Raw genomic sequence first — 25,484 nt, forward strand, 5'->3', positions numbered from 1 at the left:
GGATGACGTGCTCGCATTCGAATCCGGGCAACAGGTGCCGCCTCGGCAGTTCCGAGCCGGCGGCTGTTTAGGCGCATTTCCACATAAGCCATTTGCGAGGCTATCCATGAAACGACTCCACCTCGGTGCTAGTTTGATATCCATCGTCGCGGGATTCATTGGATGCAGTGATCCGATGAATGAGAGCAACGATACAGCGACCGCTGAATTGAGTGACGGGGTCCAATCGGCCATGGTCGATGGATATGGTCCTTCGTCGGTTCTCGTCTTTTTGAAAGACTCGGCGGATCTCACGCCCATGGAAGGCCTGGCCACCAAGGCCGAACGCGTGGGCGCCGTGCACAGAACCTTGGTGGAGCACGCGGCGGCCACGCAGGCTCCTTTGCTGCGATGGCTGGCGGGGGAGGGCGCCACGGTGCGCTCCTTCCACATCGTCAATGCCGTACTCGTGGAGAACGCGAGCCCGAGTCTTCTGCGGAAAATCGCCGCGCGGCCCGACGTGAAAAGGCTCATGCTCGACCGTCCCATACGGCGCGAGGAGCTCCCCGCCGGCGATCCCATCGACCAAGAGGGCCCACAGGCGAGCCTCGCCATCGAAGCGAACATCACCTACACCGGCGCGCCGCGCGTGTGGAGCGAGCTGGGTGTGAAAGGCGCGGGCGTCGTCGTGGGTAGCTCCGATACGGGCGTGAGCTGGACCCACCCGACATTGAAACCGCATTACCGCGGATGGAATGGCACGACGGCGGATCACACCTACAGCTGGCACGATGCCATTCACAAAGGCTCGAGCACAGGCAATTCGTGCGGATACGACGTCGCTGCACCTTGCGACGATCAAGGCCACGGCACGCACACCGTCGGGACGATGGTGGGCGACGATGGCGCGGGAAATCAGATTGGCATGGCGCCGGGCGCGAAATGGATCGGCTGCCGGAACATGGACGAGAACGTCGGAAAAGCCTCGACGTACATCGAATGCACGGAATGGTTCATGGCCCCCTACCCGCCGGGCCAGCCCGACAAGGCGGATCCGTCGAAGGCCGCGGATATCATCAACAATTCATGGGGCTGCACCTCGAGCGAAGGTTGCCGAGGCAGCGAGCTGGTCGACGTATTGAAATCGGTCCGATCGGCGGGCATCGTCTTCGTGGCGGCGGCCGGCAACTCGGGCTCCGGGTGTGGAACGATCATCGATCAACCTGCGACCATCAGCCCCGAGGTACTCGCCGTGGGCGCCGTGGACCATCGCAATGGGTCCATTACGTCCTTTTCGAGCCGCGGGCCCTCGAAGTGGGATCAAAAGCTCGGACCGGACGTCTCCGCACCGGGGAATTCCATCCGCTCGGCCTACCCGGGCAACGGATACTCGAGCATGAGCGGCACGTCCATGGCTTCACCGCACGTGGTCGGCGAAATCGCATTGATGCTTTCCGCCGTACCGAGTTTGCGCGGCAAAGTCGACCGGATCACCCAGCTCGTGACCTCCACCGCCACGCGAAAGACGTCGAGCCAGACGTGCGGCGGAGTTTCGGGGTCCCAGGTTCCGAACAATACGTACGGATATGGCATCATCGACGCCTACAAGGCCGTCACCACCGCGAAGAATTCGCAATGAGAGGAGGCCTGCCATGAAACTTCGAATCGAAATTCGTCTTTTGTTGGGCGCGATCGCTATTTCGAGCTTGGGCGCGGGATGTGGTTCCGAGCCGGCCTCCGAGGAGAGTGTCAGCCAATCGGACCAAGAATTTCGCGGTGGCACGAAGGTGGCCGTCAAGGACTACCCTTTCATCATCGCCGGGCTTCGCGAGGGCGGCTCCCGTCCTCAGGGCCAGTCGTGCACGGGTTCCATCGTGGCCCCGCGCAAGATTTTGACGGCAGCTCACTGCAAAGATGCGGCGGGCGACAAAAGCTACCTTTACGGGCTGGACGACTTGAACAGCAGCGGGGGCTTTCGCACGGCCGTCGTCGATTACAAAAAGCACCCCAAATACGTGAACTTCGACCAGGGTTATGACGTGGCCATCGCTACGGTGGCCGACGATATTCCGGTCCCGCCGGGATTCGTGTACCCCAAAGTGGCCACGTCGGCGGACACGGATTTGAACAAGCCGGGCAAGGAAGGGTACGGCCTCGGTTATGGCATGAAGGACGAGAACGACACCAGCCGCGACGTTACCCTGGAAAAGGCCGTTCTTCCCATCGTGCAACCGGACAACTGCAATGGCGTGGGGGCAGGCTTCAAAGAGGCCACCATGATTTGCACCGGCTACAACGATGGCCGGATCAGCATTCTCAAAGGGGACAGCGGCGGGCCCTTCATCGTCGACAACGTGATTGTCGGGGTGGCCTCCTGGAGCCGCAGTGACTTCTTCTGGTACAGCGTGTACGGCAGGTTGAACAACGATATGGGCGATTGGGTAAAGGCTCAGATCAACAACGAGCCCGACCCCATGACCGCTTCGTTCAAGGTCACCTGCGCCAACTTCGGAAAGCCGTGCGCCTTCGATGGGTCGAGCTCCACCGGGACGATTACCTCGTACGCGTGGGACTTCGGAGATGGCAAAAAGGCGAGCGGCGTAACCACGTCGCACGCCTATTCCGTATCCTCCGTCACCACGTTCAATGCCAAGCTGACCGTATCCGATGGCGCAGGCCATTCGGACACCGCGTCCCGCTCGATTCAGTGCTTCCCGGGCAGCGGCGGCGCCCTCTGCTTTGCACAATAGGAAACTGTCTTTTACCGATGCACCCGGCCTAGGAAATCCCGCATGAGGGATGCGATTTCGGCAAGGTGCGTCTCGAGTGCCCAGTGCCCGGTGTCGAGCAAGTGCAGCTCGGCATCGGGAAGATCACGAAGGTAGGCGCGTGCGGAGCCCTCGGGCATGTACCCATCCTGAGGGCCCCACACGATCAACGTCGGCGGGCGATGCTCGCGCAGGTAAGCCTGGTACTTGGGAAACCAGCCGAGATTCTCCTTCAGCCCTTCCATCAAGCCGACCATGATTTCGCGGCGCCGCGGTGTCTGCATCAGCGACCAGGACAGCTTCCACATATCGGGGCTGATGCGATCCACGAGGTGGGGCGCCACCTCACCGACGAATTCGTCGCGAAAGCCTGCCTCGCTCACGGCCTCGATCAGCTTCGCGCGGCCCTCGGGCGTCGGGTTCTTCCAATACGACGCGAGGACATCGTACTTCGGACCGAGTTGGTCTTCGTAGATGTCGCCATTTTGGATGATGAGTGCGGCAATGCGATGTGGCGCGCGGATGGCCAAACGCAACCCGATCTGCGAACCGTAATCGTGCAGGTAAAGCGCATAGCGCGTGAGCTGCAGCCGCGCGGCGAACTGCTCCAGCAACTGCGCATACCCGTCGAACGTGTACGAAAAGCGCCCCGGATCTGGCGTGTCGCTGTAACCGAAGCCCGGGTAATCTGGCGCGATGAGACGCCATCTGTCAGCGAGCGCGGGTAGGAGGTGACGGTATTGAAAGGACGACGATGGATAGCCGTGCGGCAACAGAAGAACCGGTGCTCCCTCCGGTCCGGCTTCACGATAGAAGATGCGGATTCCATCGATGTGAACCTCACGATGCGCGACCATGGGCAGCACATAGGGCACTCGGTTCGAGCGTCAACGCTTGCGACCCGCAACGGAAAACAGAACCCAAGGGACGTCGAGCGCCTCCGACGCCGACAGGGCCCGGTACGCCGCGACTTGCTCGACCGTGAGAAGCTGCTTTTCGACCATGTACGGGAAGAATTGCTCGAGAGCGATGCGCCACAGATCCTCGCACGGTCCCGGTAACCCGATCGTGATCGGCGTCATCGTCAGCTTGATATCGTGTATGCCCAATTCCGCGAGCTTGTTCGGGATACGACGGCCCCAGTGGATGTCGCTCTCTTGCGTGACGAACGTTCGGGCGAGGGCACTGAATACCGTCTTGATTTCCTCGTAGGGGAAATGGTCCAGGGACAAGATGTAATAGTCTTCGACGAGGATCGCGCCACCCGGCTTGAGCCAGGAGATGGCACGGCGCAAAATGTCGTCTCGCTGCGGAATGTGGGATAGCACGAGCCGCGTGTGAATCCAGTCGAACGACGCGGCGGGAAAGTCGTGTTTCGTGAGGTCCACCCGCGCCACTTCCAAATTTGGCGCCCGCCCCGTATCGAGGTAACGCGGATCGATGTCCGCCGCGACGACCCGCCCCGCGGGACACTGCTCCGCGAACCAGTAGGCCATCGAGCCTGCACCCGCGCCCATTTCGAGGCAGCGCGCGTTCGGCGCAATTCCGAATTTCCACACCAGGGCCCTGGACATCGGATCACTCCATCGTTCCAGCGCTTGCAGACGAGGCAATTCCGAGGGCATGTCCTTGTTGAGGATTCCCGTGCTGTATGCATCGGTAAGTCCCTGACGTGCCGTGCTCGCTTCCGTCGAGTCGTGGTTCATGAATTCGAGTTCTCCTCTCGGACAAACATTGCCGTGGAGAGCTGAATTCAACGGGACACCAAGGGATGCATTCCGAGAGACGTCTTACGTTGAACGTCTTCGTCGTACCTCGGAAATATTTCCAAAGTTGATAAATTGGGTACGTATCGCGCACCATCTATGGTACGCGTTTACTGGCTGTTCCGGATGAGTGGTTTTGCAGCGGCGCAAGGTACACGAGGCGCCAGCCAAGCTGCGAATACGCTTGCGGGATGATGCGACGCACTTGAGGTCTGTCACGTTTGTCGCCTGGTTTTGCCCGGCCGCAAGTGCACGGCCGCCCCGCACGTATCGCTTGGCTTTCTTCGACAAGGCTCCCGAGGATTCGGCGAGCGAAGACCATCCCCCCCGACCCCCATTCGGAATGCGAGGTTTTCCATGACGCGAGGTATCCTGTTTTCGAAACGTCGTTTGGCCGCTCTTCTGGCATTGCCGGTGATGGCATGCCTTCCTGCCGCATGCTCCAGCACTTCAGGGGACGCGCGGGATACAGGATCGACGGGCGACGCGCCGGCGGGTGTGCGCGTCCTTGCGGCGGAAAGCAGATCGCTGGTTCCCACCTTCGTGCGCGGGAATCTGAGCGCGCTACCCAACGTCGCGGCGGTGCTGCATGCCGATGGCGAATTTAGCCTCAAGAGCACGGTGACCGACTCGTCGGGCGAGGTTCACTCCCGCTACACGCAAAAGAAGAATGGGCTCGACGTGTTGGGCGGCGATATCGCAGTACACGCGAAGAATGGCGTGATTTACGCGGCCAACGGAAATGCGCGGACGGATCTGGTGGCGGCGACGACGGCCGCGATTTCCGCGAAGATTGCCTCGCTGAAGGCCGTGGCCTCGTACCCGATCGATGCGCAGGTATCCGCCGATGCGAACAGCGATTTGGCGTATTGGCGCGAGCCCGAGGGTGACGCACTGCGGCTCGTGCATCGCCTCACAGTGCGCGGTGTCGATGCCGAGGGCGAGATCGTGGACACCGTTCTGGTGGATGCGCAAGACGGCTCCATCGTCGATCGCATTCCCACGATCATGACGGCGAAGGCCCGCAAGATCTACGACGCGAACCAGAGTTTGAACCGCGGCACGCTCAAGCGGAGCGAGGGCGAGGCGGAGGTTTCCGACGGCGCCGTAAACATCAGCTACGACAACCTCGGACTGGTGTACGACGCGTACAAGACGCTGTACGACCGCGATTCGCTCGATGGAAATGGGCTCACGCTCATCAGCTCCGTGCATGCCATTTTCCGCACCACCACCGGGACGACGAAGAACAATGCCTCGTGGGACGGTTCGCAGATGCGCTATGGCGATGGCGACGGAACGACGTTCTCGAATTTGGCGAACTCGCTCGACGTCACCGGCCACGAGCTCACGCACGGCGTGACCAGCTCCACGTCGAACCTCACCTACTCGGGTCAATCGGGCGGCTTGAACGAAGGCATGTCGGACATCTTCGGCGCCGTCATCCAGTGGTTCCACGACGGCAAGGTCGTCAACGACACCACTTGGTTGGTCGGCGACGATGTGTACACGCCCAACAAGGCCGGCGATGCACTCCGCTACATGAATGATCCCGCGAAGGACGGAAAGTCCATCGACTACGGCCCCGATTACAACGGCCAGAACGTGCATTACACGTCGGGCGTGCCGAACCTCGCGTTCTATCTCTTGTCGCAGGGCGGAACGCACCCGCGCAACAAGACGACGGTCAACGTGACGGGCATTGGCATCGAGAAGGCCGCATCGGTCTTCTACCGCGCCAATACGACGATCTTCACCTCGTCGACGAATTATGCGCAGGCGCGCACGGGTACCGAACAGGCGGCGCAACAGCTCGGGCTCACGGACGAGGAGATCAAATCGGTCAGCAATGCCTGGGCGGCCGTTGGCGTGGGTTCGGCGGTGGAGTGAAATCATGACGAAACGAACGACACTGCTCTTGGCATTGGGCATCGGCGCGGGGGTGTGGGCATGCAGCGAGGCAGGCTCCCGCGAGGAAGCCGGCACGCGCACACTCGCTCTGGCGGACGACTCGGATCCGATGGAGCACATCACGTACCTGTCGTCGGATGCCATGAAGGGGCGCAATAGCCCTTCGGCACAGTTCGACGAGGCGGCAAAGTACGTGACGGATCGACTCGTCAAGTACGGCCTCAAAGGACCGAACGAGGGGGACGCGAACGGTGCCTATGCGCAAACGTTCACGCAAAGCTCGTTCGCGGAAAATTCGCTTGCAGGGGCGAGCCCGCACGACGAGGCCGCGCACGCACGTACGTTCGGGACCAGCTTGTTCGAGCGAAGCTTCTACCTCCACGAGCGCATGGAGCCCGAAGCCTTTCGCGTCATTGCTGGAAAATCGGGGCGCGGCGAGAATGCGTCCTTCTCCGACGTTCGCTCCGCCGCCGTCGACGCGGCCGGCAACACCCACAATGTGTTGGGCCTCCTGGAGGGCACGGGTGCCAAGAAGCAGGAGGTCATCGTGGTGATGGCCCACCTGGATCACATTGGCACGACGTCCAGCGGCCAAGTGAACAATGGCGCCGACGACAATGCGTCCGGCAGCGGGACGATTTTGGCGGCGGTCCCCGCATTGGCGCAGGCCAAGGCCAATGGGGAGTTGAATCGCTCGGTGCTCTTCGTCTGGACGGCCGCCGAGGAAGATGGCCTGGTCGGCTCCAAGTACTTCGTCGACCATCCCATCGCCGGCGTCGGCCTGGGCGACATTGTCGGGGTCATCAATTCCGACATGGTGGGGCGCTGGGATGCGCAGCGCATCAGCGTCATCGACAAGAAGTCCGATGGCACCACGAGCTACCTCGCGGGGCTCCTCACGCAAGCCAATGCCAAGTTGGCCGCTCCCTTCGAGCGGATCAATCACGACATCAACCAATACGCGCGCCGGCAGGATGGCGCGTCATTCTATGACAAGGGAGAGGACGTCCTCTTCTTGTTCGAAGGGTTGAGCAATCCGGCCGGGGGCGGAGACCTCAATCCGGATTACCATGCGCCGGGCGACGACGTGTCGAAGATCCTCGACGACAACAACGGCGACAAACCGCGAAAAGTCAGGGATTTGGTCATCGAGCTGGTGAAGCTCGCGTCCAATCGCTGAAGCATTTCGGCGAAGGGGATCGGGAAAAGTTGACCGAGGATGCGCGTCGCATCCCCTTCGTCATGCACCCCCCGCGAAGCGCGGCGCGCAACCTCGGACCATTGGCGCAAAATGGGACTTATGTACTTATGTGCCCACAGAGGCTCCTGACTTCGACCTCGCATCGGGCTCGAGTCCGCGCCGCAATCGAGGTGCGGCAGCGGGACAGTCCCGGCGGGGCCGCCAAGATGCCCGATTTGCCTGGCAAGAAACGCAGGAACCTTCGGCGATTCTCGTATTTCGTAGCGAAAAGGCGCCGGCCTCGCCGGGATAGTTCCGCTGCCGCTGCTCGGCTTCTACGAAGGGTCGAGACAGGAAGGTAACCTCGACCCCCAACGCATAGGTCCCGCACGCCCGGTCGGGGTGCGTAAAAGATTTCGAAGTTCATAAATTGATGACTCCTCGGAGCACTAGGCGTGGTACCCATTTTTCCTAGCTGATCCGGATGAGCGGGTTTGCAGGCGGCGCACGTGCGCGTGGCGCCCACCCCACTGCGAATTCCCTTGCGGGCCGCGACCTATCTCCTAGCCCGGCTTCGCCGCAGGGCGAGCCCCATTGGAACGCGAGGTTTCATCATGAAATCAGGCATTGTGTTCTCGAGTCGTCGTTTGGCCGGCGTATTGGCATTGCCGATTTTGGCGTGCGTCCCCGCTGCATGCTCGAGCAATTCGGGCGGTGATACCGGTGCGGCCGCGGACGTTCCTGCCGGCGTGACGGTGCTCTCGGCCGAGCGAGCGTCGCTCGTTCCGACGTTCGTGCGCGGAAATCTGCACGGCGCGAAGGTGACCTCGGAGAGCGCGGTGCGCGCCGCACTGCCCACGGTGGCCGCCGTGCTGCACGGCGACGGCGATTTCGATTTGACGAATGTCCAAACCGATGAATCGGGCGGGACGCACTATCGATATGCGCAAAAGAAGAATGGGCTCGAGGTACTCGGCGGCGATATCGCAGTTCACGTGAAGGACGGCGCCATTTACGCGGCCAATGGAAATGTCCGCAGCGATTTGCCGGCCCCCACGGCGGCGACCGTGCCGGCCAAGGTGGCCGCGGCCAAAGCGCTGGCCGGGTACGGCGCCAATGCGCAGGTGGCGGCCGACGCGGCGAGCGATCTGGCCTACTGGCGCGCGCCGGAGGGCGATGCTTTGAAGCTCGTTCACCGGGTCACCGTGCGCGGGGTGGACGAGGACGGCGACCTCGTAGATACGGTGCTCGTGGACGCGCAGGACGGCTCCATCGTGGACCGCATTCCCACGATCATGACGGTGAAGACGCGCAAGATTTATGACGCGGCGCAGAGCACGAGCCAAGGCACGCTCAAGCGAAGTGAAGGCCAGGCGGAGGTGTCCGATGGCGCCGTCAACGTGAGCTACGACAATTTGGGGGTCGTGTACGACGCGTACAAGGCACTGTACAACCGCGATTCCTTGGACGGCCGCGGGCTGACCTTGATCAGCTCCGTGCACGCGGTGTTCTGCACGGACATCTTCTGCTTCGGCAAGACGAAGAACAATGCGTCGTGGGACGGCAAGCAGATGCGCTACGGCGATGGCGACGGGAGCACGTTCACGAACCTGGCCTACTCGCTCGATGTCACCGGCCACGAGCTCACGCACGGCGTGACCAGCTCCACGTCGAACCTCACCTACTCGGGTCAATCGGGCGGCTTGAACGAGGGCTGGTCGGACATCTTCGGCGCCGTCGTGCAGTGGTACAACGACGGAAAGGTCGTCAAGGACAGCACCTGGCTCGTGGGCGACGACGTGTACACGCCGAACAAGGCCGGCGACGCGCTCCGCTACATGAACAATCCGACGAAGGACGGCAAGTCGATTGACTACGCGCCGGACTACAACAACCAGAACGTGCACTACACGTCGGGTGTGCCGAACCTCGCGTTCTATCTCTTGTCGCAGGGCGGGACGCATCCGCGCGGCAAGACGACGGTCAACGTGACCGGCATTGGCATGGAGAAGGCGGCCGCCGTCTTCTACCGCGCCAATACGACGATTTTCACCTCATCGACGAACTACGCACAGGCACGCACGGGCACCGAGCAGGCGGCCCAGCAGCTGGAGCTCACGGCCGACGAGATCAAGTCGGTCAGCAATGCGTGGGCAGCCGTCGGCGTGGGTTCGGCGGTGCAGTGATCGCGCCGTCATGAGACGAATTCGAACGGCAATGTGAATCGACCCAGGATGTCCGCAGCCTCCGTCGTGTCTTCGGCACGGCGGAGGGCGGCGCGCACCAGGGTGCCGCGGGCCGGGTCATCGATCGCTTCGACGCTGGATGCATCGATGCCCGCTTGGGCCAAGGCGGCAGATAGCGCGTCGGCGATCTCGCGCCGGCGCAGGGCAGGTTTGAAGATTTTGCCAACCACCGTCAGCGGAATGGCGTCGATGACGTGGATGGCCTTGGGCAGCGCGGCCCGTTCGGAGATTTCCCCGCGCAGAAACTCGAGAATCTCGGCCTCGGTGGCCGAGGCCCCCGGGCGCAGCTGCACGTAGGCCACGGGAAGCTCGCCCGCGTGCACGTCAGGCCGGCCCACGGCGGCCGCGATCTGCACCGCCGGATGGCGATGAAGCGGCTCCTCGATGGTCGCGGGATCGATGTTGTGGCCTCCGCGGATGATGAGCTCCTTCTTGCGGCCCGTGAGCCAGAAATAGCCGTCGGCATCGCAGTAGCCGAGATCGCCCGTGTCGAACCAACGGCGACCGGCGATATCCACCCAGCGATTTTGCTCGGCAATCATGTAGCCGCGAAACACATTGGGGCCGGCGATGACGATGGCGCCGACCTCGTTTGGCTCGGCATCGCGCACGTAGGTGCCTCGAGCATCGAGGATGACCACGGCCATGTCCTGCCAGGGCAGTCGCAATCCGATCGAGCCGACGCGGCGCTCACCGCGCGGGGGGTTGACGCTGCTGATGCAGACTCCCTCGGTGAGGCCGTAGCCCTCGAGGATCTTCAAGCCAGTGCGCTCCTCGAAGTTGCGAAAGACTTGCACCGGCATGGGCGCCGCACCGCATATGGCGTAGGTGAGCGAGCTTACGTCCCTGCCCGCCACGGGGACCTGCAGAAGCGACGCATAGAGCGTGGGCACGCCGCTGAAGAAGTGGATGCGGTGCCGCTCCACGATCTCCCAGAAGCGCGTGATGACGCCCTCGCCGCGGTAGCCCTGCGGTGTGCCGATCACGACGTGTGCCCCCAGCGAGAACGGGAGCAACCCGGTGACCAGCACGGCATTCACGTGAAAGAGCGGCAGGCCGCAGAACAGGTTTTTTCCCGGCCGGATCTCGCTTCCCAGCATATGGCCCGCGCTCCATACGTTGGCGACCTCGTTGCCGTGCCGGCGCATCGCAATCTTCGGCAGCCCGGTGGTGCCGCCGGTGCAGAAGTACGACGAGTCGTCCTCCGGCGCGATACGCCGGCCGCTCAGCAGGCGATCGCTCGGCTGCGCGCGCATCAGCGTGTGAAAGTCGTGCACCTGCACGGAAGATGGCGCCGGGACGGCCTCGGCGCGAGGCACGCCGGATACGTGCTCGGCGAGGTCCACGAGAACGAGGTGGCGCAAGGTCGGAACCTGGGGCGCGGCCGCCTGGATTTTGGCCCAGAGATCCGTGCCCGGAAAGGGGCCGAGCGTCACGAGCACGGAGACGCGAGCGACGTTCATCAACTCGGCCATCGTCTTTGGCTCGAGCAGCGGATTCACGCCGAAGACAATGCCCGTCGCCTGGGCGCCCCAGAGAACGAAATGCGTTTCCGGCAGATTGGGCAGCACGTAGGCGATGACCGAATCCTTCGTGGCCCCGAGGCCGTGAAAGAGGTTCGCCGTTTGCGTGATGCGCGCGAAAAGCTCCTCGTAGGTCCACGTCTCCGGCGTGCGATGCGCATCGACGCGCATGAAGAAGGACAGCGCGAGCGCCTTGGGGTCGATGCGCATTCCGTGCGCAATCAGGTCGTAGGTGCTCGCCGGGAGCGAGGCGGGAAGGCCCTCCGCCTCGACGGACTGGATATCCTGCTGAGACGCAATGCCTCGGATCTGCATGCGCCGAGGATATCGCAACTCCTTCGGCGCAAGCGCGCTTCGATTGCGAGGAGGCCGTCAGCGTGCGACGGCTTGGCGCGCGGGCTCGACGAGGCTGTCTTTGAGGCGGCGACCGATCTCGCTCATGGAGAGGCTCTTGGAAAGCCAGCCGTGCACATTGGTGCCGGTGGCGCGGAGACGTAATTCCGACTCGGTGTAGGCTGATATGAGGAAATACTTCGTTTCGGGATCGGCCACGCCGCGAACCAATTCGACGATGCGATCGCCGCGCAGGGTCGGAATGTAAACGTCCACCAGGACGATGGCGGGCCGGAACGTGCGGATCAAGTTGGTAAGCCCGATGGGCCCCTCGCGCGTTTCGACCTCGAATCCCTCGATGGTGAGCCCGCGCTCCAAGAGTCCGAGCTGCGTGGGATCATCATCCACCACGACGAGACGTGGACGCTTTCTCTTCATACCGAACCCCTCCCGAATACCTCGTGAACCAGGCGACGCTCGTAAGCGTAGCCAATCTCGATCCCCTCCGACAACACAACGATGTGTCAAAATCATCCGTCGTTGCGTCTCGCCACACCATGAGCGCGCTCGAGGGGCAAAGCTGCGGAAAATGGCCCGATGACGTCTTTGTCGGCATTCGTAAGGGCATGTCGCCTTAGTTGCGGCAGGGTAACGATGACTCCTTCCATCTATGCGGGGGGATCCTGGTCTCTGTGGTCTTCGCGCACGGGGCACGATCACGGTCACGTGTCACGACCACGACCTCGTGACCGTTCGCGTGATCGTGATCGTGCCCCGTGCGACGTGCGCGTGCGCGAAGACCACAACGAGAAGGCTCCACCATACGGCCTCGGATCATTCACGCCAAAGGCACCATCGGACGCAGCGGCATGCGCAAAAGTGGCTCACGAAGAGCAGATCCTGCGCGAGGCGATTTCGATATGCGTCCAATTTGATACGGGCATAAAACAGAGCCGATATTTAAGAATTTGCCATTTGACCTACCGCCTCGAAAAGGCGTTTCGTTGCGCACACACGAATCTTCTTCTCCGTTTACGAAAAGGAAACGCGTCATGCAAATTCGCTCCGTTTTCGTTTTCTTCGGGTGGACCGTATTCACGGCAGCGGGGTTCTCGATGAGCGGTTGCGCGAGTGACGCGGACACGGGCGATGTCGGCTCGTCCAGTCAGGAAATCGCGCTGCAGAGAGGGGTCGACTACTCGTGGTCGCGGCCATCTCCTTCCGGCCTTCGCAGCGCAGGCTACACGTTCGCGGTTCGATATCTGAGCTACGACACGTCGGGCTCCCACGGGAAGATTCTTTTCAAGCCCGAGGCCGAGGCGCTCACGGCTGCGGGTGTCGACATCGTGGCCAATTGGGAATGGGGCGCGGACGACGCGCTCGATGGCTACAACGGCGGCGTGGAGGACGCCCGCGAGGCGTTGCGCGTGGCCAACAACGCAGGCATGCCCGCGGGCCGGCCCATTTATTTCAGTGTCGACTTCGACGCCACACCGGGGCAGCAGGCGACCATCAATTCGTACTTCGACGGCGTCATTTCGGTTCTCGGCAGAGACCGGGTCGGTGGCTATGGTGGGTATTACGTCATCAAGCGCTTGTTCGATGCCGGGAAAATCACCTGGGGCTGGCAAACCTACGCATGGTCGGGCGGCCAGTGGGATTCCCGCGCGCAGCTGCGACAAGTTCAAAATGGCGTGGTGGTCGCCGGCGGCGAGGTGGACATCGACGAAGCGTTCACCGAGGACTTCGGGCAATGGCACTACACGGGCGGGGGCGGCGGTGGTGGCGGGGGCGATTGCAGCGTGCACGACGACCATCGGCTCTATTGCGGCAATACGAGCGGCGCGGCCATGCGTGCAACCATGAGCGGCTCGGCAGCGGTGGTGAACCATTTGCAGACGTCGCCGAGCTGGTTCGATTGCTGGGGAACCGGCGAGCAGCACGCCGGCGGCAACACGACCTGGTACCACACGCTGGGCGATGACACGTCCACCTGGGGATGGTTGCCCGGCGTCAACTTGAACACTACGAGCGCATTCGATGCCGATCCGAGTGCGCATGGCCTTCCGCGTTGCAGCCTGCCGCCGTCGAACTGTGCGGTGCAAGGCGATGGCAAACTGCATTGCGGAAACACGGGAGGCGCAGCCATGTACGCCTCGACGTCCTCGTCCAGCAGCGTGGTCAATCATCTGCGTACGACCACGAGCTGGTTCGATTGCTGGGGAACCGGCGAGCAGCACGCCGGCGGCAACACGACCTGGTACCACACGCTCGGAGACGACAATGGCAATTGGGGCTGGGTACCCGCCGTCAATTTGAATACGTCCAGCGCCTTCGACGGGAATCCGAGCTACAACGCACTAAAAAAGTGCAACTAACGTGGCCGCGGCCCCGTCGCTGACGCGTGCCTACCAGAGCAATTCCCCACGATTGCGCGCTCAGGTGGAATCGACGCAGCCATAAGGCATCTAGTTGCGCCAAGTGAAGAGGCATTTCTCACGATGATCGAGCGGATCATGCCAAATGCCATAAGTGAGAGTGAAATGTTCCTCTGCGAAGCGCGACGCGGCGCTTCATCGCATCATGCTCGATGAGGGAACGACTTTTCGCGCCTTGAGCGCGCCCTCGAATGTTGATACGGACTGACGGTTGGCAAACCTTCCAGCCTACCAGGGATGTGCTCATGAATAAAGTACTTAGAAAGTCCTTCGGGCTTCTCGCAGGAGCGTTCATTCTGCCGGTCGTGGCGTGCAGCGACGACTCAGACAACGGCGGGAACAAGCCGCCGCCCGATGACAACAACAAGACGCTCCTGGGGTTCCTTGGAGTGACGCAATCGGCCGAGTCGGTCGACTATGTCAACGGCAAGACGCAATTTCAGCTTCACAGCCTGCTCACCGAGCAGCGGCACGAGAAGACGTACAACCTGAGCGACGTGCTCCCGACGGACACGCCCGCCGGATTGGCCCAGTTGTTCTCGGTGGACGACGACATCAGCGCAAAGCTCGATGCCTACGCGCAGAACCTCGGCCCCGTGCAAACCATGTCGGACGCCATGTACGAGGCGCTCAAGGCCAAGATGAAGATCTTCGTCTACGGCACCGGCGCGACGGGACGTCTGGCCAAGGAAATGGAGAGCACCTTCTGGCGACCGTTCTGGAAGGCCGTGCAGGCCGCCAACAACGGCGCCATCTGGACCAAGATCAAGGACAAGGTCGAAACCCCGCAGCGGCCCATCGGCGATTCGCTGATTGGCGAGATGACCGGCGCCGATCGCGCGCTCATTGCATCGCTGGAGGGCTTCGAAGATCTTCCGCTCATCGGCAAGATGCAGCTCGAAGATCATGCCGTCAACAAGGGTGACGTGGTCATCGAAGTGACCGAAGGCGGCGAGACCTCGGCAGGCATCGGTGCGGTGCTCGCAGGCCACGCGCAATGGAAGAACGACGCCGGATACGATCCTGCGGTCTCGGCGAAGAACGTCTTTTTCGTCTACAACAACCCGGACGACAAGCTTTTGCCGTTCGACCGCAGCCGCAGCGTGATCCAGGAGGCGGGTATCACCAAGGTCAATCTGACCACGGGTCCCCAAGCGATCACGGGCTCGACGCGCATGCAGGCCACGACGATCGAGACCTTCGTCATTGCGCACGCGCTCCAGCACGCGATTGCGCGATTCCTCAAGACGGACTGTGCCCTCGATGCCACCGAATTGGCCGCACTCGGATTCGAGCAGGAGCTGGCGCTCAAAGATCGCCTGCTGCGGTTCAAGGACGTTTTGGCCGAGGTGAAGAAGGCGGGCCCCACCCTGGCCAAGCTCACCGATCTCGAGGCGGACACGTATCGGCAGAGTCATTTTTCGACGTACTTCGCCAACAAGGGAATCATCACGGTCTTCATCGATGGCACCGAGCGGGCGCCGACGTTCCGTCTCGCGAAGCTCGACACCATCGTCGATCCGAAGAATCCGGGCGGGGGAGTGCCGCCGCGCCAATCGTGGTTCCAGGTCTGGACCTCGGCGAAGGACATTGGGGCCGCGTGGAAGGCATTCCTCGGGCGTGATTTCCTCGGACTCAACCAACCGCGCTACGATGCGGCCTTCAAGGCCGGTGTCACCGACCAGTATCTGCTCGCGGCGGCGATGCGCGGCCTGGCAGATGCGGGCACCGAGCAGCAGAATTACTACGACTTCTCCTTCTCGGACGCGAACATCGAACGCCGCGGACCGAACAAGGGCGACTTGGGCGTGGTGATCGCCGTCGACGACGAGTCGGCGCAGGTCAACAACCCGAACCTCGACTTCGACAAGTTCGCGTACCTGTTCCAGCAAAAGGAAGCGAAGTTGGCGCTGGTCACCGTCGGCACACAAGCCGACACGCCCTGGCGCGGATCCCAGTCGGGCGCCCCCAGTGTCCACGTGCAGGTGGATGACAAGAACGACCCGATGCACGTCGATCAACAGATCGCGCTCAAGGTGCTGCTCAATGCACACTCGACCGCGGTGATGACCAAGTTGGACAAGGTCGTCGGTAATACGATGACCAATGTGAGCCCGTCCAACTTGAAGCTCATTGGACGCGCAACGTATCTATCGTTGTTGCATATCAACGATGTCTTGCACAACGCACATTGGATCCAAGCGCACGGTCAGCGGGCGGACATTACGTACCAAGAGGCCAATGCGGTGCTCTACGACGTGATGCCCTATGTCGCGAAGAAGCGCGAGGAGAAGGACCAGGCCGCCGCCGAGGTCTCCATCGTCATCGTGCGGGTGCTCGAGTCGTTGCGGCAGAAGAAGTCGGTCAGCCTGGATGACTGCCTCAACTTGTTGAAGCAACAAGGCGGCTTGAACGGCTACTTGAAGGACGTGAAGACGCGCTGAAATCGACGCCACTCGTTTGGCGGTGAACGGGGTGGATGCCTAGGCGACATCCACCCCGTTTGCGTTTTGCGGCGGGTCCGAGCGTCCGCCGTGTATCCTTTGGAGTTCGGTGGAAGCCCCTGTTCAGAATGGCGAAATTCTGGCCTCGAAGTACCGCGTGGAGACGGTGCTCGGGGCAGGTGCGATGGGCGTCGTGGTGGCCGCGCGGCACGTGCAGCTGGGCTCGCGGGTCGCGCTGAAGTTCATGTCGCGCGAGGCGCTGCGCGTGCCGGAGGCGGCGACGCGGTTCATGCGGGAAGCGCGCGCGGCGGCCGCGCTGAAGAGCGAGTACGTGGCCCGTGTGAGCGATTTCGGGACGCTCGACACGGGTGCGCCCTACATCGTCATGGAGCTGCTCGAAGGGTGCGATCTCGACGAGCTGCGAAAAAAGCGCGGCCCGCTGCCGATTCCCGAGGCGGTCGGCTACGTGCTCGATGCGTGCAAGGCCATGGACGAGGCACACGCGGCCGGCATCGTTCATCGCGATTTGAAGCCGAAGAACATGTTTCTTACGCATCGCGCCGATGGAACGCCCATCGTCAAAGTGCTCGATTTCGGCATTTCGAAGATCGCGCACGACGAAGAGATGGGGGCGAGTGCGACCCACAGTGGTGCGATTTTGGGATCGCCCGCATTCATGTCGCCGGAGCAAATTCGAAGTGCCAAACACGTCGATGCGCGCGCGGACATTTACGCGCTCGGTGCGGTGCTTTTTCAGCTGCTCACCAATGAATCGCCCTATGGCACGCAATCGTTGGGCGAATTGTTCTCGGCCATTTTGACCAAGGAACCGCTCACGCTGCGTGAATTCCGTCCCGACGCGCCAGTGTCGCTGGAGGCCACCGTCGCGCGCTGTTTGAGCAAAGATCCCGCGGGGCGCTTTTCCAGCGTTCGCGAGCTCGCCGCGGCCTTGCAGCCTTTTTTCGCGCCCGCGTCGTTTGCGAGCACGATGGCATCGGCGGGTGTGCAGCCGCTGTCGTCCAATGCGGCCGCCGCGCAGAGCACATTGGGCCCGGCATCGAGCACCTCGGTCGACGGTCGAACCGGCCCGCGTGCGACCGCGGGTCTGGCTGTGCTCATCGGCGGATTCGGCGCCATTGCGCTGGTGGTGCTTCTGTTCGTGGGGGGTCTGGCCTTGCGCAAGCTCCGTCCGCACGAGGATGCGCCGGCCGCGGACAAGATGGCGGCGCCGCCTCCGCCGGTGGTGGCGGAGAGCGCGAGTGCACCGCCGCTTTCACCCCTTTCGGCGCCGTCGGCAAGTGCGATACCGTCGCCTGCGGAGAGCGCGAGTGCCCCGGCGCCAAAGGCCAGTGCGCCCAAGGCAAAGCCCACGCACTCGCCCACACGCCCGAAGAAGTCGGACCTCTTCTCCACCCCGGATTGATCATGCACCGCAAGCACGCCATCTTCGTCGCTACATTGGCCGCGACCATGTTTTGCGCCTCGGCAGCCTCCGCGCAAACGGGGGAATCGCAAGCTGCGGGTCGCGCGCTGTTCGACGAAGGGATACGCCTGTTCGAACGGGGACGTTACGAGGAAGCATGCCCCAAGTTCGAGGCGAGCCTGGCGCGCTATGCGGGAATTGGAACACGCGGCAAGTTGGCCGAATGCTACGAGAAAATCGGCCGCACGGCGAGCGCGTGGGCCTTGTACCGCGAGGTGGCTGCGCTCGCAGGCCGCGCCGGCGACAGCGACCGGCAAGCACTGGCCGAGGAGCGCTCGAAGGCATTGGAGCCAAAGCTTGCGCGCATCACGGTCACGGTGGCCGCGGGTGGCTCGGTGCCGGGCCTGGTGGTGAAGCGCAATGGCGTGGCATTGGTCGCGGGGGAGCTGGGCTCGGCCATCGCGGTCGACCCCGGAGAAGTCGTCATCGAGGCTTCGGCGCCCCAGCGCAAGGCGTGGAGCCAGCGCGTTCCGATTCAGGCCGCACGGGCTGCCCGTGTCGAGGTCCCCGTGCTCGGGCCGGAGGAAGCGGCGGCGCCGGCGATCGGGCAACACCCCATCGAGAAGGATACGGGGTCACCGTCGTCGCATTACGGATGGCAGCGCCCTGCGGGGCTCGTCGTGGGCGGTGTGGGCGTGGCGACGATGCTCGTCGGCGGCTATTTCGGATTATCGGCCAAGTCGACCTACGACGATGCGCTCAATGGCAATTGCAACGATGGCACCAAGACATGCAACGAGGCGGGCCTCGAGGACACGGATAGGGCGAAGGACAAGGCGCTGGTCTCGACCATCCTCGTGGGCGCGGGCGCCGCGATGACCATCACCGGCGCCGTGCTCTTTTTCACGGCGCCAAAGCGCACCTCGGCAACGGCGCTGCGCGTGGCCCCCGATACTGGGGTGGGACGTGTGGGGGTCGTGCTGTCGGGCCGCTTCTGATCAGCGCTTTCGCTCGCCAACGTAGATGGCCCCAACCGTCCCCTCGAGCGAGTGCATGTACAGGTGACAGCCATCGGGGGACAACCACGACGGATACTCGATACCTTTGGTGCCAAGCTCCGTCACGTGGCGGCGCTTTTGGAACGGCAGATTCGTGGCCTCGCGACGTGCCTCCCAGATGTCGTTGGCATCGGTTGCATCGTTCTCTCCGTTGCCTGAGTAGAACAAGATCGTCCCGTCGGCGCTGAGCACGGGGCTCTCCTGCCGCGAGGACGTCGGGTCGGGAGGCGCAACGCTCACCGGATTGTCGAAAGCTCCCGCACTCGCTTTGGCCATGAACATGTGAGGGGTCGCTGAACTTGCATCGCGATCGGACGAAAACCAAAGTTCCTGACCGTCCAAGGCGATGAATGGATTCACATCGGACACATCACTGTTAACGCGGTTGTTGAAGCGTACGGCGTTCCCGAACTCGTCCGTTTTTCTCGGCCGCGAGGCAAAAAAGAGATCGGTCGACGTCACTTGTCGCGAGAAAACGAGCGTCTTCTCGTCGGAAGATAGAGAAGGACTCAGATTCGGTACCGACAAATCATTCACGTTCGGCAGCAGCTCGACATCCTTGAAGTCCTCCGCCCGAGCATTGCGCTTCGCCCTGTAGATATTCGAACGGCCCCCGTCGGGTGACCCGTTGAAATAGATGGTCAACTCGTCGGGGGACAAGGTTGCCGCGCGCATCGAGCGCCAACCCAAATCGGTAAGCCCCGGGACGGGCAACTTGGTGAACTGCGCGTCCGGGTCACACGGCCCGCCTGCGTCGACCGGGCCGGGCCCACCTTCGGTCAAAGAGACATCGCCCCCGGCGTCCTTTCCCTCGAGGGAGAAGTCGTCCATGCCCAAGATGGAGGCGCACGCGGCGGCACAAAATGAAAGGGCCACGGCCAGAGCGACGACTCGGCGACGGATCCGAGAGGACATTGTGCTCTTTTATCATCGATGAAACAGGTATGCCGAAACGGCTTTTGGGCTGGGATGGCTCTTTGGCTGAATGCAGCGTGTGCGCACGACCATGCACCGGTGCGCGCTATCGTTACTGCGGCCGACGCTCGAGAGGGTCCCGCGGTGCGCGTCGTGCACCATGATGTGCACCTCGAGCTGCAACTCGAACCGCCGGCCCTCTCGGGGAGCGAAGTGCTGCGCGTGCGGGCCACGCAGCCGACGCACACGTTGGTGCTCGATGCCAAGGACCTGCGCGTGACCCAGGTCTCACGCGACGCGACGCCCCTGCCCTTTCGGCAGGAAGGCGAGCGGCTCCTGATCCAGTTTTCCACGCCCCTCGTGGGCGACGTCTCCTTGCAGCTCGCCTGGCATGCGTCCGTCAGCGGAAAGATGCCGCGCTTTTCGGCCGACCACCAGGAAGTGTGGGACGGCTATCGTTCCTCGGCATGGATGCCCACCTTGCTCGCCCCCGAGCAGCGGGCCACATTGACGTTGCGCATCACGGCGCCGGCCGAGTTGAAGGTCGTCGCCAGCGGGCGCCCCCTCGGAGCGAGTGCCGCAGGTGCAGGCCGCACCTTGCACGCGTTCGCGTTGGAGCAGCCTGCACCGACGTTTCTCTTTGGCTTTGCCGCAGGCCATTTCGCGGAGGCGACGCTGGCCGTCGACGGCGTTACGCTGCGCGCACTCGGGCCCGCAGGGGCCGATCTCGCGGGAGCGCTGGCCATCACGGCGCCGATGTACCGCTTTTTGCGGCAGCGAACGGGCCTCTCGTTTCCGTCCGCGGAGTACACGCAGGTGTTCGTGCAGGGCGATGCCGCGCAAGAGGCGGCGGGACTCGCATTCCTGGCCGCCGAATCGATCGACGACGTGCGCAAGGATCCCACCGAGGATTGGATCTTCTCGCACGAACTCGCCCATCAGTGGTTCGCCTGGCGGGTGGCCTGCGCCGACTTCGGGGACTTCTGGCTCAACGAGGGCTTCGCGACATTTCTCGTCGCCGCTTACAAAGAAGAGCGCTGGGGCCGCGCGGCCTACGAGCGTGAAGTCGCGTTGTGGCGCACGCGCTCGGCGAAGGTGCACGCCGAAGGGCACGATGCGCCGGTGTCGCTGCCGACCCATCCGTCCGAGCCGGCGCCACGGGGCGTGACGTACTCGCGGGGCGCACTCGTCTTGGACAGATTGCGGAGCGAGCTCGGCGATGCTGCGTTCTGGGCGGGGATCCAGCGCTACATCCGTGACCAATCGGGACACGCCGCGCGCACCGAGGAGCTTCGCACTGCGCTCGAGTCCGCAACCGGACGGGATTTGAGGCCGTTTTTTGCCCGCTGGGTCTACGCGTCCGCGCCGGATCTTTAACTGCAAGAAAAAGGTTGGGCTTCCGATTGGTCGAGCACTTTACAAACTAAACGTGCGGTTTACATATCCGAGTGTAACGAAACTAAACGAACAGTTTCCAAAGTAGAACCCGGAGGCTCTCATGATCTCGTCGTTGAAAGGTGCATCGCTCTTCGTTTCCCTCAGCCTCGCTCTCCTGGGTTGCGCAAGCAGCGGCGTCACCGGCCCGCAGAACGCCCAGTCGAACAGCGCTGTTTCCTATGCTTCCATCGATCGATCCACGACGTATGCCCCATCGCCGAACCGCGTCGAGGAGGCCCCGGTGAATGCCACGGCTCAGTCGAACGGCTACCGCGGCGTGGGTTGCAACGAAGCGCCGACCTCGGTGGGCGCAGGCATCATGAGCAGCCCGAACGCGCGTCTCTGCCCCTGAAATTCATTTTTTTGAAGCATGAGCAAACTGAACGTCCAGTTTAAGGTATAGTCGAGATCGCATGACCGAAGCCCGGACCAAGCACGCGACTCGAAGCACGGAACCGAAGCCGCGCGGGCGGCAGCGCAGCGTGGAGGCCGAAGCGGCCATCATGACGGCGACCATCGATCTGCTTCGAAAAAAGTGCCTTCGGGAGGTAACGGCCGATGCGATCGCGCAGCGGGCGGGCGTGAGCAAAGCCACTCTCTATAAGTGGTGGCCGAACAAGAACCTCATCGCGCTGGATGCTTTCACCGCGAAAATGAAGCAGAGCGTTCCTGTCCCCGACACTGGCTCGGCGTGCAAAGACTTCACGGAGCAGATTAAATCGGTCATTCGTTTTTACACGAGCCCGGGCGGGGCATGCATCCGCCACTTCATCGCCGAGGGGCAAAGCGACCCGGCATTTTTGGCGCTGTTTCGCGAGCGGTTCCTGAAAAATAGGCGCAACGAAGTGCGCATCATCTGGGAACGCGGGGTGAAACGCGGCGAAATCCGCGACGGGTTGGACGAGGACACCGTCATGGACCTGATTTACGGGCCAATGATTTACCGCCTATTGGCAGGCCATGCTCCCCTCGACGATGCCCACGCCGAAGCGATGATTGCGGCTGCGTTTCGCGGCCTGCAGCAATAAGTCAGAGCCAAACAGACGGACCTACTGGTCAATCCGGGGGTCCGTTTTGCCATTTCCGCGCCTGTTTGCGTAGGAGTGCTCACACGCACATTCAATTGTTGGGCGTTGTTGCCTAGACAATTGCATCGTCATATCGACTTCAATATCGTCCGCGACCTCGAAGTGCCCACGCCCCGCACCATCTATCGCGTTAATCGCGTCAACCGCACGAAGGGTCGCCATGAAAACTACCGCGCTTTTCCTATTGGGGATTGCACTCGCTAGCACCGCCTGCAGCAGTGGCAGCGCCACCAGCGACGATGCAGCCGATCCGGAATCCAATGTTTCTGCGCTCGAAGCGGATGCGGTGAATGCCGTCCCGAAAACGATGGCGTACGTTGAAGTGAATTCGAACAACTTCAACAACATTGGTTGCTACACCTACGGTTCACCGCCGAAACAATACTTCAACATGGCCTCGATCTTCGCGGCCAACATCAATTACGACAGCGCCAGCGGGAAGCCGATTTTGTACTTCAATCCGCAGGTGGACCAGGTTCTCAATGGGACGAATTACGTCAAGAACCTGCAGTCGCAAGGCATCAAGGTGTTGCTCACGGTGCTCGGCAATCATCAAAATGCCGGCTGGGCATGTTTCCGCGACGAAGGCACCGCTCAAAATTTCGCGCAGCAGCTTTCCAATGCGGTGAACAAATACGGTCTCGATGGGATCGACATCGACGACGAGTATTCACAATGCACGTCGAACAATACGTCCCTCATCATGGTGGCGAGCAAGATGCGCGCGCTGATGCCGAGCAAGATCATCTCCAAGGCATTGTTCACGGATCTTTCGTATTTCCAAGCCTCGTGGAATGGGCACAAACTCGCCGAGTATCTCGATTATGGCTGGGAGATGAGCTACGGCTCCACGAACTATGGCGGCCGGCTGAGTGGATACCTCTCCAATGGGATGACCAAGGCCAAATTGGGCATTGGCGCTTCCACCGGCGGCAGCGACGGAGCTCGGGCCGCGCAGTACGTGAAGGACAATGGGATTGGCACCTTCATGGTCTACAACGTGACCAAGAGCTCGCAGTCTTACCTCTCCAGCACGTCGAACGTGCTTTTCGGCGCGTCTACGCAAACGAAGGCGAACTGCCTGCGGTAAGAACGGTAACGCCGTCGGGGCCCGCGAGGATGGCCTTGCGGGCAATGCGGTAAAATAGCGACGTTTCCACCACGCCGGCGGTGAACTTGAGGACCTGGTTCGCCGCCGCGAGCTCCGGCATTTCACCGAATCGCACGTCGGCGAGCCAATGTCCGCGTTTGGTGACAATCGGTTGGCCCTGTGGATCGCGGCGCACCTCGAGGCGGGAGGTCGGAAAGGCGCGAAGGCACTCCGAGCGGACGTGCTCCACGGCCTCGGTCAGCACCTCGAGGCAGATGGGGTACCGCGTATCGAGGCGCTCCACGTATTTCGATGTATCGCCAAGGAGGACGAATTCGCGGGCCATGCGGGCGAGCAGCTTTTCGCTGGTGTGGATTCCACCGCCGCTCTTCAAGGCATTGAGCTCGCGGTCGAGTTGATCGCAGCCGTCCAGGTACAGGTCGAGCCGCGCGACGTTGGCGACGTCGTGAACCGGGAGGCCCTTGGCGTTCAGCAGGGCGGCCGTCGCATCGGCCGACGTGTAGAGCTCCACGCCTTGCACGGGATTGGCCGCGAGAAGCTCGACGAGGTACGCGATGGTGGAGCCTGCGCCGAGCCCCACCCGCATCACGTTGGGTCCGTGGGGTGCGATGAGCTCGAGGGCTTTTTCGGCGGCGATTTTTTTCAGGTCCATGTCTGGAGGATCTCACCGAGGATGTCCACGGCGGACACGATTTGGTCGTCGGAGAGGTACGGCGCAGGGCCGAGGCGAAGGTATTCGGCGCGGCTGTCCGTGCGAACGCCACGTGCGGCGAGTGCGCGCTGCAGCTCCCCCGCCCGCGCGGTGCGCAGCGACAGGAATCCGCCGAGGCCCTCCAGGGGCGTCGTGCGATCGCGGGCGATGAGCGACTCCGGCGCGTTCAGCGCATCGAAGCGCGCCGCGAGCAGGCCCACTTGATGCTGGTACACGCGGCGTAGAAACGCGGGTGTGAGGCCGTGTTGCGCGAAGAACCAGAAGACGCGGGCGGCGCGGTAGTGGCTCGTGGGATCGTAGGTGGCGCCGGCAAAACGGCTCGCGCCCGTGCCGTAGGCGACCTTGCCGGGCTCGTGCTCGTCGGCGAGCGCGTCGAACTCGGCGAACCACCCGGTGATGACCGGCCGCATGCCCTCTGCGTGCGCGGGCACGCGCAGGAAACAGTTTCCCTCACCGAGCTGCAGGTATTTGTACCCGCCGCCGAGCACCCATGCCGACGACAGCCCCTGCCCCGGAATGGAAAACGCCGCAGGACCAATGCCATGGTACGCGTCCACCACGAGCTCGACACCGCGCGATTGGCAGCGCTCTGCGAGCTGCCCCAGGCCCGGGACGATGCGCGAGGTCTCGAAGAGCACCGACGACACGAAAACCGCGGCCGTACGCTCATCCGCCGCATCGGCGAGGCGCTCGGCCAACGTGTCCACGGGGTTTACGGGCAGCGCAACCACGTCCAGCCCCGCCTCGCCCAGGCGCGCAAGCTGCCGGCGCAAGGTGTGAAATTCGCCCGCGGTGGTGACGATGCGCGGACGGCGGCGCAGATCCAACGCCGACAGGAAGCGCAAGACGAGCTCGTGCGTGCTCGCGCCGAGGGCAATCTCCGCTTGGGGATCGTCCAGGAACGTGCGGAGGCCCGCGCGCACTTCGTCGGCCTTGGCGAACGCGCGCCCCCACTTCTCGTCGACGTCGCGTGCGGCGTCCTGGAAGGCCTCGATTTGCCCTTCCAAGGCAAAGTCGGGCCACGCTTGGTGCGAGTGGCCCGACAGCAAAAGCCGTTTGGCAACTTGGAATTGCGAATAGTGCGGCGCGAGTGCATTCGGCGTGCGGCGCAGCTCTGCCAATTTGACGTCGTTCATCGGCACGCCGAATCTA

General features: G+C 62.7%; 20 protein-coding genes. 13 read left to right on the plus strand and 7 right to left on the minus strand.

Features of this window, described 5'->3' with window-relative positions; translation table 11 throughout:
• Positions 1-175 precede the first annotated feature (175 nt).
• Positions 176-1,618 carry a S8 family serine peptidase gene (locus LZC95_41355; protein WXA92884.1) on the plus strand — a complete coding sequence of 481 codons (1,443 nt, stop codon included), beginning with the start codon at positions 176-178 and terminating at the stop codon, positions 1,616-1,618.
• A gap of 13 nt (positions 1,619-1,631) precedes the next feature.
• Positions 1,632-2,729: a trypsin-like serine protease gene (locus LZC95_41360; GenBank protein ID WXA92885.1), complete on the plus strand. Its 1,098-nt coding sequence runs from the start codon at positions 1,632-1,634 to the stop codon at positions 2,727-2,729.
• 11 nt (positions 2,730-2,740) lie between these two features.
• Here LZC95_41360 and LZC95_41365 read toward each other — a convergent pair whose 3' ends face one another.
• Together LZC95_41365 and LZC95_41370 are read right to left on the minus strand one after the other, a co-directional pair.
• Positions 2,741-3,604: an alpha/beta hydrolase gene (locus tag LZC95_41365; protein WXA92886.1), complete on the minus strand. Its 864-nt coding sequence runs from the start codon at positions 3,602-3,604 to the stop codon at positions 2,741-2,743.
• 30 nt (positions 3,605-3,634) lie between these two features.
• The gene (locus tag LZC95_41370) at positions 3,635-4,453 is read right to left on the minus strand and encodes a methyltransferase domain-containing protein (protein WXA92887.1); all 819 of its coding nucleotides are present in this window, start codon (positions 4,451-4,453) and stop codon (positions 3,635-3,637) included.
• Positions 4,454-4,870: 417 nt separating this feature from the next.
• On the opposite strand from LZC95_41370, the gene LZC95_41375 reads away from it, so the two are divergent.
• From LZC95_41375 to LZC95_41385, 3 genes are all read left to right on the plus strand, one after another.
• Complete coding sequence (locus LZC95_41375; GenBank protein ID WXA92888.1) at positions 4,871-6,403, plus strand: M4 family metallopeptidase; 1,533 nt, start codon at positions 4,871-4,873, stop codon at positions 6,401-6,403.
• A 4-nt stretch (positions 6,404-6,407) separates the two neighbouring features.
• Positions 6,408-7,604 carry a M28 family peptidase gene (locus LZC95_41380; protein WXA92889.1) on the plus strand — a complete coding sequence of 399 codons (1,197 nt, stop codon included), beginning with the start codon at positions 6,408-6,410 and terminating at the stop codon, positions 7,602-7,604.
• A 614-nt stretch (positions 7,605-8,218) separates the two neighbouring features.
• Positions 8,219-9,790, plus strand: coding sequence for a M4 family metallopeptidase (locus LZC95_41385; GenBank protein WXA92890.1), 1,572 nt, complete (start codon positions 8,219-8,221; stop codon positions 9,788-9,790).
• Between the two features lie 8 nt (positions 9,791-9,798).
• Here LZC95_41385 and LZC95_41390 read toward each other — a convergent pair whose 3' ends face one another.
• On the minus strand, positions 9,799-11,688 hold the full coding sequence (locus tag LZC95_41390; protein WXA92891.1) for an acyl-CoA synthetase: 1,890 nt from the start codon (positions 11,686-11,688) through the stop codon (positions 9,799-9,801).
• 57 nt (positions 11,689-11,745) lie between these two features.
• Positions 11,746-12,144 (minus strand): response regulator, encoded by a 399-nt coding sequence (locus tag LZC95_41395; GenBank protein WXA92892.1) that lies wholly within the window; start codon positions 12,142-12,144, stop codon positions 11,746-11,748.
• 614 nt (positions 12,145-12,758) lie between these two features.
• Here LZC95_41395 and LZC95_41400 point away from each other — a divergent pair.
• The 4 genes from LZC95_41400 (at position 12,759) to LZC95_41415 (ending at position 19,009) form a co-directional block, all read left to right on the plus strand.
• On the plus strand, positions 12,759-14,084 hold the full coding sequence (locus LZC95_41400; GenBank protein WXA92893.1) for a DUF1906 domain-containing protein: 1,326 nt from the start codon (positions 12,759-12,761) through the stop codon (positions 14,082-14,084).
• Between the two features lie 305 nt (positions 14,085-14,389).
• Positions 14,390-16,588: a hypothetical protein gene (locus LZC95_41405; GenBank protein ID WXA92894.1), complete on the plus strand. Its 2,199-nt coding sequence runs from the start codon at positions 14,390-14,392 to the stop codon at positions 16,586-16,588.
• 109 nt (positions 16,589-16,697) lie between these two features.
• Complete coding sequence (locus LZC95_41410; protein ID WXA92895.1) at positions 16,698-18,011, plus strand: serine/threonine protein kinase; 1,314 nt, start codon at positions 16,698-16,700, stop codon at positions 18,009-18,011.
• 2 nt (positions 18,012-18,013) lie between these two features.
• Positions 18,014-19,009 carry a tetratricopeptide repeat protein gene (locus LZC95_41415; GenBank protein ID WXA92896.1) on the plus strand — a complete coding sequence of 332 codons (996 nt, stop codon included), beginning with the start codon at positions 18,014-18,016 and terminating at the stop codon, positions 19,007-19,009.
• Here the strand turns inward: LZC95_41415 and LZC95_41420 are convergent, their stop codons facing one another.
• On the minus strand, positions 19,010-19,984 hold the full coding sequence (locus tag LZC95_41420) for a hypothetical protein (GenBank protein ID WXA92897.1): 975 nt from the start codon (positions 19,982-19,984) through the stop codon (positions 19,010-19,012).
• Between the two features lie 99 nt (positions 19,985-20,083).
• Between LZC95_41420 and LZC95_41425 the strand changes: the two genes are divergently transcribed.
• From LZC95_41425 to LZC95_41440, 4 genes are all read left to right on the plus strand, one after another.
• A complete protein-coding gene (locus LZC95_41425) occupies positions 20,084-21,361 on the plus strand; it encodes a hypothetical protein (GenBank protein WXA92898.1) in 1,278 nt (425 codons plus the stop codon).
• Positions 21,362-21,482: 121 nt separating this feature from the next.
• Positions 21,483-21,773, plus strand: a complete 291-nt coding sequence (locus tag LZC95_41430) for a hypothetical protein (GenBank protein WXA92899.1) — start codon at positions 21,483-21,485, stop codon at positions 21,771-21,773.
• 61 nt (positions 21,774-21,834) lie between these two features.
• A complete protein-coding gene (locus tag LZC95_41435; protein WXA92900.1) occupies positions 21,835-22,449 on the plus strand; it encodes a TetR/AcrR family transcriptional regulator in 615 nt (204 codons plus the stop codon).
• Positions 22,450-22,669: 220 nt separating this feature from the next.
• Entirely contained in the window at positions 22,670-23,599 is a 930-nt protein-coding gene (locus LZC95_41440) for a glycosyl hydrolase family 18 protein (GenBank protein WXA92901.1), read from the plus strand.
• Here the strand turns inward: LZC95_41440 and rpiA are convergent.
• Positions 23,568-24,272 (minus strand): ribose 5-phosphate isomerase A, encoded by a 705-nt coding sequence (rpiA, locus tag LZC95_41445; protein ID WXA92902.1) that lies wholly within the window; start codon positions 24,270-24,272, stop codon positions 23,568-23,570. The genes LZC95_41440 and rpiA overlap by 32 nt on opposite strands.
• Entirely contained in the window at positions 24,263-25,468 is a 1,206-nt protein-coding gene (locus LZC95_41450) for a kynureninase (protein ID WXA92903.1), read from the minus strand. Before LZC95_41450 ends, rpiA begins: the two co-directional genes overlap by 10 nt.
• Positions 25,469-25,484 lie beyond the last annotated feature (16 nt).

It is taken from the genome of Sorangiineae bacterium MSr12523 (assembly GCA_037157775.1).
Classification (GTDB): domain Bacteria; phylum Myxococcota_A; class Polyangia; order Polyangiales; family Polyangiaceae; genus Pendulispora; species Pendulispora brunnea.

What these genes read in the sequence shown, in the direction of transcription:
- LZC95_41355 (WXA92884.1), top strand. Translation starts at nt 176, where the DNA reads ATGAATGAGAGCAACGATACAGCGACCGCTGAATTGAGTGACGGGGTC.
- LZC95_41360 (WXA92885.1), top strand. Translation starts at nt 1,632, where the DNA reads ATGAAACTTCGAATCGAAATTCGTCTTTTGTTGGGCGCGATCGCTATT.
- LZC95_41365 (WXA92886.1), bottom strand. Translation starts at nt 3,604, where the DNA reads ATGGTCGCGCATCGTGAGGTTCACATCGATGGAATCCGCATCTTCTAT.
- LZC95_41370 (WXA92887.1), bottom strand. Translation starts at nt 4,453, where the DNA reads ATGAACCACGACTCGACGGAAGCGAGCACGGCACGTCAGGGACTTACC.
- LZC95_41375 (WXA92888.1), top strand. Translation starts at nt 4,871, where the DNA reads ATGACGCGAGGTATCCTGTTTTCGAAACGTCGTTTGGCCGCTCTTCTG.
- LZC95_41380 (WXA92889.1), top strand. Translation starts at nt 6,408, where the DNA reads ATGACGAAACGAACGACACTGCTCTTGGCATTGGGCATCGGCGCGGGG.
- LZC95_41385 (WXA92890.1), top strand. Translation starts at nt 8,219, where the DNA reads ATGAAATCAGGCATTGTGTTCTCGAGTCGTCGTTTGGCCGGCGTATTG.
- LZC95_41390 (WXA92891.1), bottom strand. Translation starts at nt 11,688, where the DNA reads ATGCAGATCCGAGGCATTGCGTCTCAGCAGGATATCCAGTCCGTCGAG.
- LZC95_41395 (WXA92892.1), bottom strand. Translation starts at nt 12,144, where the DNA reads ATGAAGAGAAAGCGTCCACGTCTCGTCGTGGTGGATGATGATCCCACG.
- LZC95_41400 (WXA92893.1), top strand. Translation starts at nt 12,759, where the DNA reads ATGCAAATTCGCTCCGTTTTCGTTTTCTTCGGGTGGACCGTATTCACG.
- LZC95_41405 (WXA92894.1), top strand. Translation starts at nt 14,390, where the DNA reads ATGAATAAAGTACTTAGAAAGTCCTTCGGGCTTCTCGCAGGAGCGTTC.
- LZC95_41415 (WXA92896.1), top strand. Translation starts at nt 18,014, where the DNA reads ATGCACCGCAAGCACGCCATCTTCGTCGCTACATTGGCCGCGACCATG.
- LZC95_41420 (WXA92897.1), bottom strand. Translation starts at nt 19,984, where the DNA reads ATGTCCTCTCGGATCCGTCGCCGAGTCGTCGCTCTGGCCGTGGCCCTT.
- LZC95_41430 (WXA92899.1), top strand. Translation starts at nt 21,483, where the DNA reads ATGATCTCGTCGTTGAAAGGTGCATCGCTCTTCGTTTCCCTCAGCCTC.
- LZC95_41435 (WXA92900.1), top strand. Translation starts at nt 21,835, where the DNA reads ATGACCGAAGCCCGGACCAAGCACGCGACTCGAAGCACGGAACCGAAG.
- LZC95_41440 (WXA92901.1), top strand. Translation starts at nt 22,670, where the DNA reads ATGAAAACTACCGCGCTTTTCCTATTGGGGATTGCACTCGCTAGCACC.
- rpiA (WXA92902.1), bottom strand. Translation starts at nt 24,272, where the DNA reads ATGGACCTGAAAAAAATCGCCGCCGAAAAAGCCCTCGAGCTCATCGCA.
- LZC95_41450 (WXA92903.1), bottom strand. Translation starts at nt 25,468, where the DNA reads ATGAACGACGTCAAATTGGCAGAGCTGCGCCGCACGCCGAATGCACTC.